The 12,702-nt window shown below is 72.0% G+C and carries 11 protein-coding genes; 6 read left to right on the forward strand and 5 right to left on the reverse strand.

The features are described from left to right. Nucleotides 1–355: 355 nt before the first annotated feature. Complete coding sequence (locus ACFO3J_RS20275) at nt 356–1,243, forward strand: Bax inhibitor-1/YccA family protein (protein ID WP_386430907.1); 888 nt, start codon at nt 356–358, stop codon at nt 1,241–1,243. A 157-nt stretch (nt 1,244–1,400) separates the two neighbouring features. Here the strand turns inward: ACFO3J_RS20275 and ACFO3J_RS20280 are convergent, their stop codons facing one another. Further along, a complete protein-coding gene (locus ACFO3J_RS20280) occupies nt 1,401–1,634 on the reverse strand; it encodes a DUF4287 domain-containing protein (RefSeq protein WP_386430909.1) in 234 nt (77 codons plus the stop codon). Between the two features lie 122 nt (nt 1,635–1,756). Here ACFO3J_RS20280 and ACFO3J_RS20285 point away from each other — a divergent pair, with 122 nt between their 5' ends. Beyond that, nucleotides 1,757–2,086: a hypothetical protein gene (locus ACFO3J_RS20285; protein ID WP_386430911.1), complete on the forward strand. Its 330-nt coding sequence runs from the start codon at nt 1,757–1,759 to the stop codon at nt 2,084–2,086. A 25-nt stretch (nt 2,087–2,111) separates the two neighbouring features. Here the strand turns inward: ACFO3J_RS20285 and ACFO3J_RS20290 are convergent, their stop codons facing one another. The 3 genes from ACFO3J_RS20290 to ACFO3J_RS20300 all read right to left on the reverse strand — a co-directional run bounded on the left by ACFO3J_RS20290 (nt 2,112) and on the right by ACFO3J_RS20300 (nt 5,817). Further along, nucleotides 2,112–2,903 (reverse strand): hypothetical protein, encoded by a 792-nt coding sequence (locus ACFO3J_RS20290; protein ID WP_386430913.1) that lies wholly within the window; start codon nt 2,901–2,903, stop codon nt 2,112–2,114. 316 nt (nt 2,904–3,219) lie between these two features. Then, a complete protein-coding gene (locus ACFO3J_RS20295) occupies nt 3,220–4,440 on the reverse strand; it encodes an acetyl-CoA C-acetyltransferase (RefSeq protein WP_386430915.1) in 1,221 nt (406 codons plus the stop codon). A gap of 348 nt (nt 4,441–4,788) precedes the next feature. Next, on the reverse strand, nt 4,789–5,817 hold the full coding sequence (locus tag ACFO3J_RS20300) for an SGNH/GDSL hydrolase family protein (RefSeq protein ID WP_386430917.1): 1,029 nt from the start codon (nt 5,815–5,817) through the stop codon (nt 4,789–4,791). Between the two features lie 150 nt (nt 5,818–5,967). Between ACFO3J_RS20300 and ACFO3J_RS20305 the strand changes: the two genes are divergently transcribed. Then, nucleotides 5,968–7,356 (forward strand): cystathionine beta-synthase, encoded by a 1,389-nt coding sequence (locus ACFO3J_RS20305; protein ID WP_386430919.1) that lies wholly within the window; start codon nt 5,968–5,970, stop codon nt 7,354–7,356. Between the two features lie 368 nt (nt 7,357–7,724). On the opposite strand, the gene ACFO3J_RS20310 is transcribed toward ACFO3J_RS20305, so the two are convergent. Further along, nucleotides 7,725–8,144, reverse strand: a complete 420-nt coding sequence (locus ACFO3J_RS20310; RefSeq protein WP_386430921.1) for a hypothetical protein — start codon at nt 8,142–8,144, stop codon at nt 7,725–7,727. A gap of 89 nt (nt 8,145–8,233) precedes the next feature. Here ACFO3J_RS20310 and ACFO3J_RS20315 point away from each other — a divergent pair, with 89 nt between their 5' ends. From ACFO3J_RS20315 to ACFO3J_RS20325, 3 genes are all read left to right on the forward strand, one after another. Beyond that, nucleotides 8,234–9,565, forward strand: coding sequence for an acyl-CoA synthetase (locus tag ACFO3J_RS20315; RefSeq protein ID WP_386430923.1), 1,332 nt, complete (start codon nt 8,234–8,236; stop codon nt 9,563–9,565). A gap of 188 nt (nt 9,566–9,753) precedes the next feature. Further along, entirely contained in the window at nt 9,754–11,970 is a 2,217-nt protein-coding gene (locus ACFO3J_RS20320) for an MMPL family transporter (RefSeq protein WP_386430925.1), read from the forward strand. 240 nt (nt 11,971–12,210) lie between these two features. Then, nucleotides 12,211–12,669 (forward strand): hypothetical protein, encoded by a 459-nt coding sequence (locus ACFO3J_RS20325; protein WP_386430927.1) that lies wholly within the window; start codon nt 12,211–12,213, stop codon nt 12,667–12,669. Nucleotides 12,670–12,702 lie beyond the last annotated feature (33 nt).

Genomic DNA, 12,702 nt, shown 5'->3' on the forward strand with positions numbered 1-12,702 from the left:
CAGTGATACCGCGCCGGAGCCGCCGCGTCCACCGCGTATCCCCCGGGGGCGGTCCCGCGCCGGGGCGCTCCCTCCCCGCGACACGCCGTCCGCGTCGTCCCGGGCGCCACCGCCGTCGAGCGGCCGTTCACCGCGCCGTCGTCGGCGGCCCGTACGCTGCCGCCCGTCAACGGACCGCGCCACGAAGGGGAGTCGGCAAGCGACCCGCCGCACATACGCCGGGACTCTCCCGCGGCCTCCGTCCGGAGTGGGAGCCCAGGTCAGGGGAAGATCCTCCTCCAGGCGTATCCCACTTTTTTGCCAAGCTATTACCCTTGACGGCAGTGCCGCAGCACGCGGCCGATGGAGGAGTGACATGAGGAGCAGCAACCCGGTCTTCTCCCGGCGGGGCTTCACCCGCGGGAACGAATACGCCGGCTTCGGCGCGCAAGGTGCGCCGGGCGCCCAGCAGGGCAATCCTTTTGGCGCACCGGGTGCCAACCCGTACGCGCGCAATCCTTACGAACAGCCGCAGCCCCAGGGCCGGCCGCTCACGCCGGACGAGATGGAGCGGATGTACGCCGGCCCGGCCGCCGGACCCGCGCAGACCGGCCGGATGACGATCGACGACGTCGTCGCCCGCACCGCGATGACGCTCGGCCTGGTCGTGGTCGGCGCGGTGCTCGGCTGGACCGTGCTGCCGCACCAGTACGGACTGGCCGTCGGCTCGGCGCTGATCGCCTTCGTGCTGGCGATGGTCCAGAACTTCAAGCGCCGGCCGGTACCGGCGTTGATCCTGGGCTACGCGGTCTTCGAGGGCGTCTTCCTCGGCGTGATCAGCCGGATGTACAACGAGGCCTGGCAGGGCGCCCCGGTGCAGGCGGTGCTCGGCACCATGGCGGTCTTCGCCGGCATGCTCATCGCCTACCGGACCCGGCTGATCCGGGTCACCGCCCGCTATCAGCGGATCGGCCTGGCCATCGCGGTCGGCTTCGTGCTGGCCCTCTTCGCCAACCTGCTCTTCTACGCCTTCGGCAGTTCGAACGGCCTCGGCCTGACCACCGGCGGCCTCGGCATCGTCTTCTGCCTGCTCGGCATCGGCCTGGGCGCCTTCTTCCTGTCCCTGGACTTCAAGCAGATCGAGGACGGCATCCGCTACGGCGCCCCGCAGCAGGAGTCGTGGCTGGCGGCGTTCGGCCTGACGCTGTCGCTGGTGTGGATCTATCTGGAACTGCTGCGGCTGATCGCCATCCTCCGCGACTGACCGCCGTCCGGTCGCCGCGTCCTCCGCCTCACCCGCTCATGCCCGGCGGGCCGCCCCGGAAGCACTGCTTTCCGGTCGGCCCGCCGTTGTCGTACGAAGTGTTCGCGGCCTACGAGGTGCGGCCTACGAGGTGCGGCCCGGGAGCGGGCGGGCCGGCCTACCGCAGATTGCGGGCGGCCCGGCGCAGGTCGTACTCGTGGGCGATGGCCTTCGCGTGGCCGTAGGAGAGGTCGTGCTCGCTGCGCAGCCAGCTGACCTTCTCGTCGAAGCGGAGGAAGGAGGGCCCGTCGGCGAGGGCCCGGAGCCAGTCGCCGACCTCACGGCCGGTGGACTGCGGGATATGGGAGAGCAGATTCCGGTGGGTTTCTTCGGAGAAGTGCTGTTGGTACATCGGCGCCTCCGGTATGTGGTCCGGTAACCCCACCGTGCCCCACCCGTGGTGCGTTGGCAACCATCTCGGACGTGCGGATATGGGTGCGAAGAGGGTCACCCGGTCCCGGTAGGGTCTTCCTCATGTCCGATCGCACCGCGCTGTTCGCCGCTGTGGAACGCCTCGCCGGACGCCTGCGGGCCCTTCCGCAACGCCGGCTCCAGGCGGGCGCCGCGGCCGAGGGCCTGGAGCTGGCCCGCTGGCTGGCGTGGCAGGCGCAGCTGCTGGAGTTCCCCGGCCGGGAGCCGCACCGGCTGCCGGACGACGGCATCTTCGTGGTCGGCGATCAACTGGCCGTGGCCGGCCACGAGTTGGCGGCGGCGGTGGGCCGCGAACGGGACCCCGAGCGGGTCGAGGGCGTGCTGCGGGAGGCGGGCGAACGGTCGGCGGCCGCGGCCAGGGCCATCGGCTGAACGGCGCGGTCCCGGGGGTCCGGCCTCAGAGCGAGGCGACCACCCGGTCGGCCAGGACATAGACGCTCTCCTCGCCGTAGGCGAAGGTGAGCGCGTAGGCGCCCGCTATCGCCGAGCCGCCGCGCAGCACCGGGAGCTCGCCGCGGTCCAGCGCCTCGGAGAGCGTGAGGGCGGTCTCGCGGTGCCCGGGGGTCATGCACAAGGTGGTGCCGTCGGCGAACACATACACGTCGAGCGTCCCCAGCGGCCCGGGCCGTACGTCCGACAGCGGGATACGGGCGTCGGCGAGATCGGCGAGCCGCTCGGCGGTCTGGTCGCGGGAGGCGACCACCGGGGAGGGCGCGAAGTCGGGACCCGAAGGGTGCGGGATGGTGCCGGGCGCGGGCATCGCCGCCTCGGGCGCCTCCGACTCCAGGCCGGCGAAGTCGGACTGCCGCGGCAGCAGGGGCAGCACCGGCGGGACCTCGTAGTCCGCGGCGGCCTCGTACGCACCCTCGTAGACGCCCTCGGCGTCGGCGGCGCCGTAGAGGCCGCCGCGGAAGAAGATGCCCTCGCCCGCCGTCTCCCGGGACTCCTGCTCCGCCCAGAAGGCGCGGGCCTCGGCCAGCTCGCGTTCCCGCTCGTCGGCGAGGGCGTCGGCGACCGCCGTGCGGATGTCCGCCGAGGAGGCGCGCGGCCCGGGCGGCCGGAGCCCGGCCAGCTCGCGGCGCAGCGCGGTCAGCTCGCGGCGCAGGCCGCGGGCGGAGAGTACGGCGGCGGAACCCGCGGCCGCGGCGAGGCCCGCGGCGACCAGCAGGACGGTGAAGTTGGCGCTCACTGACGTTCTCCCGACTGACGCGACACGAGCAGTGCCCACGTGGATGGTGGACGAAACTTTCCCCACCTCACTCTGCCGCTAAATCCCGGGCCTTTACAGAGCGGAACGTGCTGAATTGGGCGGGTTCGCGACGCCGGTCCTGGCTCGACTCAGCAGGCTGACCTGCGAGAACGAAGCGCCCCCGGGGAAAAATCACATCCCGGGGGCGTTTTGGTTGCGACTTATATCACAGAGAGTGCGCAATGGAGCCGGTTGAACACGATGGGTGACAAAGGGTGGGGGAAGGGTGTCAGCCGGGGCGCACGGGTGTGGGGGGTCAGGAGAGGCGCTCCACGACCATCGCCATGCCCTGGCCGCCGCCCACGCACATCGTCTCCAGGCCGAACTGCTTGTCGTGGAACTGCAGGCTGTTGATCAGCGTGCCGGCGATCCGGGCGCCGGTCATCCCGAAGGGGTGGCCGACCGCGATCGCGCCGCCGTTGACGTTCAGCCGGTCCAGGTCGATGCCCAGGCCGCGGTAGGAGGGGATGACCTGCGCGGCGAACGCCTCGTTGATCTCGACCAGGTCGATGTCGCCGATGGACATCCCGGCCCGCCGCAGCGCCTGCCGGGACGCCTCGACGGGTCCGTAGCCCATGATCTCCGGGGACAGCGCGGAGACGCCGGTGGAGATGATCCGGGCCAGCGGGGTGATGCCCAGCTCGGCGGCCTTGGTGTCGGACATGATCACCAGCGCGGCGGCGCCGTCGTTCAGCGGACAGCAGTTGCCCGCGGTCACCGTGCCGTCCGGGCGGAAGGCCGGCTTCAGGCCCGCCACGCCCTCCAGGGTCACCCCCGCGCGCGGGCCGTCGTCCTTCGCCACGACGGTGCCGTCCGGCAGTGTGACCGGGGTGATCTCCCGCTCCCAGAAGCCGTTCTTCAGCGCCTCCTCGGCCAGATTCTGCGAGCGCACCCCGAACTCGTCCTGCTCCTGCCGGGTGATCCCCTTGAGCGCCGCGAGGTTCTCCGCGGTCTGGCCCATCGCGATGTACGCGTCCGGGACGAGGTCGTCCGCCCGCGGGTCGTGCCATTCCCCGCCGCCCTGCTCGGCCCGCTGCTGGGTACGGGCCTGCGCCTGCGCGAAGACCGGGTTGGTCGTCTCCGGCAGGCTGTCGGAGCTGCCCTTCACGAACCGCGAGACCATCTCGACCCCGGCCGAGATGAACACATCGCCCTCGCCCGCCTTGATGGCGTGCAGCGCCATCCGGGTGGTCTGCAGGGAGGAGGAGCAGTAGCGGGTGACCGTGCAGCCCGGCAGGTGGTCCATGCCCATCCGCACGGCGACGATCCGCCCCATGTTGAACCCCTGCTCCCCGCCCGGCAGACCGCACCCCAGCATCAGGTCGTCGATCTCCCGCGGGTCCAGCTGAGGGACTTTGGCCAGCGCGGTCTGGATGATCGTCGCGGCCAGATCGTCCGGTCGCAGTTCCTTGAGCGACCCCTTGAAGGCACGCCCGATGGGCGAACGGGCGGCAGAGACGATGACGGCTTCGGGCATCGCGGCACTCCTCGACGAGCGGCGTGGTCTTTTTTCCTCCGGACTCCAGGAAGTTACCCGCCCGTAGCCCCTTGAGTCACCCCTGCGGGGCGCTCCGCGGGGTGGACGCGGGCGGCGACGGGGGGAATGGGTTGCGGTTGGTTGCCGGGCGGCGGGCCGGTGGGGGCTGGTCGCGCAGTTCCCCGCGCCCCTACGGGGCGTATGGCGCCGTCGCGCGTTTCCGGCCCCGGCGGTGGGGTGCCCCGGTAGGGGCGTGGGGAACTGCGCGGGCGGGCGGCCGCGGTGTGGGGGCGGGCCGCGGTGGGGGGAACGCGTTGCGGTCGTTGCCGGGCTGCGGGCCCGGGGTGGTCAGGGTGCGGCGCCCTCCGCTGGCTCGGGGTGGGCGGGGGCGCCCGGGAGGGGGCGACGGCGGCGGCGTTTGAGGAGGGCGAAGCGGCCGCGCGGGCCCGTCGCGGACTGGGCGGCGGTGACCTCCGTACCGCCCTCGGAGGCCGCCGCGACGGCCGCCTGAGCCACCGGCAGGAACGCCTCGCCGCGGCGCACATCCGGATGCTCGTCGGCCTCGGGCCACAGCCCCAGCACCGCGCACACCGTCGGCAGCATCGCCATCGCCGCGGTCGCGTACCCCTCCGCGGAGGGGTGGTAATTGTCGGGCCCGAACAGCTCGCGCGGCCGCGCCTCGAACTCCGGCCCCAGCAGATCGCCCAGCGACACCGTCCGCCCGCCCAGCTCCACCACCGCGATGGTCTGCGCCGCCGCCAGCTGCCTGCTGGCCCGCCGGGCTAGCCACCGCAGCGGCTGGTAGACCGGCTCGACGGAGCCCAGATCGGGACAGGTGCCGACCACCACCTCCGTACCGGCCGCCCGCAGCCGCCGTACCGCGTCCGACAGCAGCCGCACCGACGTGGACAGCGGCATCCGCCGGGTCACGTCGTTCGCGCCGATCATGATCACCACCACATCGGGCGGCGCCGTCTCCTCGTGGACCAGCAGCGACACCTGGCGGGCCAGATCGTCGGACTGGGCGCCCGGCTGCGCCACGTTCACCAGCTGCACCGGCCGCTCGGCCACCGCCGCGAGCCCCGAGGCGAGCAGCGCCCCCGGCGTCTCCCGGGCCCGGTGCACACCCTGGCCGGCCGCCGTGGAATCACCCAGGAAGCTCAACCGCAGCGGCGCCCGGCCGGTCGGCTGCGCGAAGGCCGAGCCGTAGCGGCCGTCGGCCTTCGGCGGCTCGTCGTCCGAGCCGCCCACCACCCGCTTGGCCAGCCGTACCTCCGTCAGCAGGATCCCGACGGCCGCCCCGCCCAGCAGGCTGATGCCACCGCCGCCGAACGCCGCCGCGGTCGCGATCCGCCGTGCCACTCTCGCCCTCGACATCGAGCCGGCCACCTCCACTGCCCCAGCGCTTGCCCCGTACATGAACACGGTGCCCCGCAGGGCACCGCTACCAACGCCAACGTTGGCGGTCGACCTCGGGTTTCCGGCCTAGGCTGGCCGTACCCATCTCGGAGAACCCGGAGACTAACGGTGCAGTTTCACGACTCGATGATCAGCCTCGTCGGCAACACCCCGCTGGTGAAGCTCAACAGTGTGACCGAAGGCATTCAGGCAACCGTGCTGGCCAAGGTCGAATACTTCAACCCGGGCGGGTCGGTCAAGGACCGTATCGCACTGCGCATGATCGAGGCCGCCGAGCGCAGCGGCGATCTCAAGCCGGGCGGCACCATCGTCGAGCCCACCTCCGGCAACACCGGGGTCGGCCTGGCCATGGTCGCCCAGCGCAAGGGCTACCACTGCGTCTTCGTCTGCCCGGACAAGGTCTCCACCGACAAGATCAACGTCCTGCGCGCGTACGGCGCCGAGGTCGTGGTCTGCCCGACCGCCGTGGACCCCGAGCACCCCGACTCGTACTACAACGTGTCCGACCGGCTGGTGCGCGAGACGCCCAACGCCTGGAAGCCGGACCAGTACAGCAACCCGCAGAACCCTCTGTCGCACTATCACTCCACCGGCCCCGAGCTGTGGACGCAGACCGACGGCCGGATCACCCACTTCGTGGCGGGCGTCGGCACCGGCGGCACCATCTCCGGCACCGGCCGCTATCTGAAAGAGGTCAGCGAGGGCCGCGTCCAGGTGATCGGCGCCGACCCCGAGGGCTCGGTGTACAGCGGCGGCTCCGGCCGGCCCTATCTGGTGGAGGGCGTCGGCGAGGACTTCTGGCCGACCGCCTACGACCGCGACGTGGCCGACGAGATCGTCGCCGTCTCCGACAAGGACTCCTTCCGGATGACCCGCCGCCTCGCCCGCGAGGAGGCGCTGCTGGTCGGCGGCTCCTGCGGCATGGCGGTCGTCGCGGCGCTGCGGGTCGCCGAGCGGCTCGGCCCGGACGACGTGGTGGTCGTCCTGCTGCCGGACAGCGGCCGCGGCTATCTGTCGAAGATCTTCAGCGACGTGTGGATGAGCTCGCACGGCTTCCTCGACGAGAGCGAGGGCCGGGCCAGGATCGCCGACGTCATCGCCCGCAAGGAGGGCGGCCTGCCGAATCTGGTCCATATGCACCCGGACGAGACGGTCGGGCAGGCCATCGAGGTGCTGCGCGAGTACGGCGTCTCGCAGATGCCCGTGGTCAAGCCCGGCGCCGGCCACCCCGATGTGATGGCCGCCGAGGTGATCGGCTCGGTGGTGGAGCGCGAGCTGCTGCACGCGCTGTTCACCCAGCGCGCCCAGCTGGACGACCCGCTGGACAAGCACCTGTCCGCGCCGCTGCCGCAGGTCGGCTCGGGCGAGCCGGTCGCGGACCTGATGACGGTGCTGGAGAGTGCCGACGCGGCGATCGTCCTGGTGGACGGCAAGCCGACCGGTGTGGTCAGCCGGCAGGACCTGCTGGCCTTCCTGGCCGGCCACGGCGGCGCCTGACCGGCGAGGGGCCGCCCGGACCCGTACCGCCCGGCGGCCGAAAGCCGGTCCGGGATTCCCGGAACTGGTACACCCGCGACACGTACGCGCAGCACGGGCTTAACAACCGTCCGGCACATTTGGTCTTGTCGAAGCGGCGGGTACTCCACCCGCCGGGACGATCCACCGAATGTGGCGCCAAGGTTTTCGGAGCGGCTCCCGGACTCCATGGTGACCCTGGACGCGCATGCCCGGCCCTGACCCGGCTCGCGTCCCGGCGGGAACCGCCGTCGTCCCGCCCCTCTGGGCCTTGTAACCCAGGGGGTGCGGCGGTTCCCGCCCTTACTCTTCGGTCTTCCTGCGGCCCCTCGGGCCCCTCGGCCTGTCTCCTACGTCCAGTCGTCCTTCTCCTGCTTGCCGCGGGGGCCGTGGACGCTGCTCAGGGCCTGCGCGACGTTGACACCGACGATCCCCGCCCAGGTGATGAACAGGCCCGCCGCGTGCGCCTGGGTCGCCGCGATCGCGGACAGCGGGATCGCGGCGATCATGGTGAACCCGGCGAACCCGTAGCGGGCGAACCGCGCGCCCTGCCGCGGCGGCCCGACGGGACGCCGGTCGGCCCGGGCGATCGAGGTCTGCTGCTGGGCGAGTTCGCGGCGCACGCGCTGCTCGACATGGCTGTCGACCCGCGCGGCCACCTTGTCCAGGAACGAGTCGACCAGCTCCGACTCGTACTCCGCCCCGAGGTCCTTGCGGGCCTGCAAGGTGGCGGAGAGTTCTTTGCTGAGTTCAGGGTCGCGGGCGTCCATGGACTCACCGTAGGGAGCAACGGGGGTGGGCCACACTGGGGTTAGCCCCCTTCTTCCCCGGGGGTCTGCCGTCCCCGAGGAGGACCGCCATGCCCGCTGTGCCCTTGCTCACCGCCCTGTACGGGGAACGGGACCGGCCGGACGCGCTGACCGTGGACGGCAGGGCCTGCTCGTACGAGGAGCTGCTGGGCGCCGCCGGCGCGGTGGCGCGGCGGGCCGCGGGGACGAAGGCGTTCGCGGTGGAGGCGACCGCCTCGTTGGAGACCGTCGCCGCGGTCGTCGGCGGCCTGCTGGCGGGCGTCCCGGTCGTACCGATCGCGCCGGACGCGGGCTCCGGTGAACGCGAGCACATCCTGCGGGACTCGGGCGCCGAGCCGCTGACCGTGGACTTCGCCGAGCGCGCCGACCACACCGGGCCGCCGGCCGGGGACACCGCGCTGGTCCTCTACACCTCGGGCACGACAGGTCCGCCGAAGGGGGTGCTGATCTCGCGCGCCGCCATCGCCGCCGACCTGGACGCGCTGGCCGCCGCCTGGCAGTGGACCGCCGACGACACCCTCGTCCACGGCCTGCCGCTGTTCCATGTGCACGGCCTGGTGCTGGGCGTGCTGGGCGCGCTGCGCGCCGGCAGCCGGCTGGTGCACACCGGCCGGCCGACCCCGGCCGGATACGCGGCGGCCGGCGGCACCCTCTACTTCGGGGTGCCCACCGTGTGGCAGCGGGTGGTCCGCGACGAGGAGGCCGCCAGGGCACTGTCCGGGGCCCGGCTGCTGGTGTCCGGCAGCGCGCCGCTGCCCGCCCCCGTGTTCGAGGAGCTGCGCCGGCTGACCGGGCACGAGCCGGTCGAGCGCTACGGCATGACGGAGACGTTGATCACCCTGAGCACCCGGGCCGCCGGGGAGCGGCGACCCGGCGTGGTCGGCACGCCGCTGCCGGGCATCGTCACCCGCGTGGCCGACGCCGCGGACGGCATCGGCGAACTCCAGCTCAAGGGCCCCACCCTGTTCGACGGCTATCTCGGCCGGCCGGACGCGACGGCCGCCTCGTACACCGCCGACGGCTGGTTCCGTACCGGCGACATCGCGGCGATCGAGCCGGACGGTGTCCACCGGATCGTCGGCCGGGCCTCCACCGACCTGATCAAGTCCGGGGGTTACCGGATCGGCGCCGGTGAGGTGGAGAACGCGCTGCTGGCCCACCCGGCGGTCCGGGAGGCCGCCGTGGTCGGCGCCCCGCACGCCGACCTCGGGCAGCAGATCGTGGCCTATGTGGTGGCCTCCGGTGTGACCGAGGCGGAGCTGACCGATTTCGTGGCGGCGCGACTGTCGGCGCACAAGCGCCCCCGGGCCGTGCGCTTCCTGGCCGAGCTGCCGCGCAACGCGATGGGGAAGCCGCAAAAACGGTTGCTGCCCCCGCTGTGACCGGGAGGATGGTGGCAGGGGGGCCGTGGTTGTCACTTGCCGGGCGGCAAGTAAGATCGGGCTCACCCACCACATCGACAACCACACCAATCACCACCGGACAGCGCGCAACGCCGTCCGGGTCGCCGATACCCGGGCCCCGCTCCAAAGGGTGGCGGTGATACGTCCTGCCATGGAGGCAGCACCGCATGTTCCACCGCATCGGACGCACCGTCGTCCGTCATCCCGTCTGGACGATTGTCGCGTGGGTCATCGCGGCCGTCGCCATCATCGCCACCGCGCCGAGTCTGCCGTCGAACAGCGACGAGAGCAGCTTCCTCCCCAGCAGCTACCAGTCGATCAAGGCGATGGACCTCCAGGAGAAGGCGTTCCCCTCGTCCTTCACCCCGTCCGCGATCGTGCTCTACCAGCGGACCGACAACGCCCCGCTGACCGCTGCCGACAAGGCGGACATCACCAAGATCACCGATGGTCTGGGCGCCAAGAAGATCGACCAGGTCCAGAAGGTCATCGCCGGCACCCCGTCCAAGGACGGCAAGTACCAGACGGCGCTGGTCCAGATGGACAAGAAGAGCGCCGGCCAGCCCAAGCAGGCCGACGCGGCCCAGGCGCTGCGTACGGACGCCAAGGATCTCGCCCAGGGCACCCATCTGAAGGTGCAGGTCGGCGGTCAGGCCGGGCAGGCGCTCGACCAGAAGGACGCCGGCAACACCTCGGACATCGTGGCCCTGCTGGGCTCGGTACTGATCATCATCGCCACCCTGCTGATCATCTTCCGCTCGCCGATCATCGCGATCATGCCGCTGTTCGTGCTGATCGCCCTGGTCTTCAGCACCTCCAACGCGCTGATCGCGGACGCGACCAAGATCTTCGGACTGCAGGCCAACAGTTCGGTCTCGGCACTGCTGATCGTGGTGGTGCTCGGGGTCGGCACCGACTACTTCCTGTTCCTGATGTTCCGCTACCGGGAACGGCTGCGGGCCGGTGACGATCCGAAGGAGGCGATGGTCAACAGCGTCGCCAGGGTCGGCGAGGCGATCGCCTCGGCGGCCGGCGCGGTGATCATCTCCTTCCTGGCGCTGACGCTGTCCACCCTGGGCTTCCTGACCCAGCTCGGCCCGGCGCTGGCCATCCTGGTGGCGGTCACGCTGATCGCGGGCCTGACGCTCTTCCCGGCGATCTGCTCGGTCATCCCGCCCCGGGCGCTGTTCTGGCCCGGCAAGAAGTGGAACCAGGAGCCGTCCGACGCGACCTTCGCCGCCATCGGGCGCCTGGTCGGGCGCAAGTCCGGCATGGTGGCGATCGTCTCCGGCCTCGTGATGGTGCTGCTGGCGCTCGGCACGCTCGGCTACAAGGCGAACTACGACCTCGCCTCGGGTTCCATCCCGAAGACCAAGGAGTCGATGGTCGTCCAGGACACCATGAGCAAGGTGTACTCGGCCGGCGCCGCCGACCCGACCTCGGTCTTCCTCACCAGCAGTAACGGCAAACCGCTGACCGGTGTCGACTTCACCGCGTTCAAGGACAAGCTGGGCCGGGCGGACGGGGTGGCGGACGCCTCCTTCGACCAGAAGACCGGCCTCAGCAAGGACCGGACCACCGCGCTGTTCTCCCTGACGCTCAAGTACTCGGGCGCCAGTGACCAGGCCATCTCGGCGGTCGGCAAGGTCCGCACGGTGGCGGCCGACAACGCGCCACCCGGAACGGAAGCGGTGGTCGGCGGCACGTCCTCGATCTACCGGGACATCAACGCGGCGGTCGACCACGACTACCGCACGGTCTTCCCGGTGGCCGCGATCCTGATCATGATCATCCTGGGGCTGCTGCTGCGCAGCGTGGTCGCGCCCTGGTACCTGATCGCGTCGGTGGCCCTCGGCTTCGGCGCGACCCTCGGGGCCACGGTACTGATCTTCGGCCGCGGCGACGGGCTGATCTTCCTGCTGCCGATCATCATGTATCTGTTCGTGGTGGCGATCGGAACGGACTACAACATCCTGATGATCGCCCGGCTGCGGGAGGAGGCCCGCGAGGGCCGCGACCCACGTGAGGCCGCGGCGCAGGCGCTGCGGCACGCGGGGCCGACGATCGCCTCGGCCGGCTTCATCCTGGCGGCGACCTTCGCCACCCTGATGCTGTCCGGGAACACCTTCCTGACCGAGATGGGCTTCGCGATCGCCTTCGGCATCGTGGTCGCCGCGTTCGTGATGGCGATGTTCTTCACACCGAGCCTCACCGCGCTCATCGGCCACGCCGCTTGGTGGCCGGGGCACGCGGACCGCGCCCTGGCGCCGGCCGCCGGTGGCGCGACGCTCCCGGGCGGCTTCCCCGCTCCGGGCGGCGCCCGTCCGCTGGACGAGGACGGGCGGGGCACGGAGGAACTGGACGAGTCCGGGCGGCGGAACTGAGGGGTGCGGAGCTGACGGGTCACGTCCCCGGGCCGCGCTGAACGGAGCTTGTGCGGACGGTGCCCGGCGGTTCGCCCTCGGGCGGCGCTGAGCTTTCGTCCGGGGTGGCGCTGAGGTTGTCCACAGGGGCCGGACAGGTGTCGATCACCTGTCCGGCCCTTCCGTTACGCTGGCGGGGCAGTGCGGAGAACGGCGGAGAATCGCTGGTCGCGGGCGCGGAGACGGCCACGGGGGGCTGTGATGGTGGGGGAAGTGACCGGCGTGGCGCGCGGCGGCGGGCCGGAGGCAGCCGGGGGGCCGGCGGCGCTGCCGGGGCCGTCGCAGCGGTGGCGGCGAAGGGTGCTCGTCGCGCCGGGGCTGGTGGTGCTGGGCGTCCTGCTGCTGATCGGCACGGCCGTGCTGGACGACCGGCACGGCAAGCGGGCCGGCGCGCTGTGCCGTCAACTACCCCTGCCCTGGTCGCTGTTCGCGCTGGCATGGGCCGCGCTGCTCTGCGGGCTGGCGGGCGCGGCGGCCTGCGGACTGTTCTTCCGCGCGGCGGCCCGGACCGGCCGGCGGGGCACGGCCTCGTGGCAGGGGACGCTGGCGCTGTGCATATGCGTCTGCGGGACGCTGCCGCTGCTGTTCGAGGCGGTGGCGGTGTACGGGGTGCACGCGGAGGCCGGCGAGGCGTTCTGGTCGTGCGCTGGCCAGAGCTGAGGCGGTGCGGACGCCGGGCTTGCCTGACTGCAT

Origin of the sequence: Streptomyces polygonati, assembly GCF_042650325.1 — a bacterium.
Lineage (GTDB): Bacteria > Actinomycetota > Actinomycetes > Streptomycetales > Streptomycetaceae > Actinacidiphila > Actinacidiphila polygonati.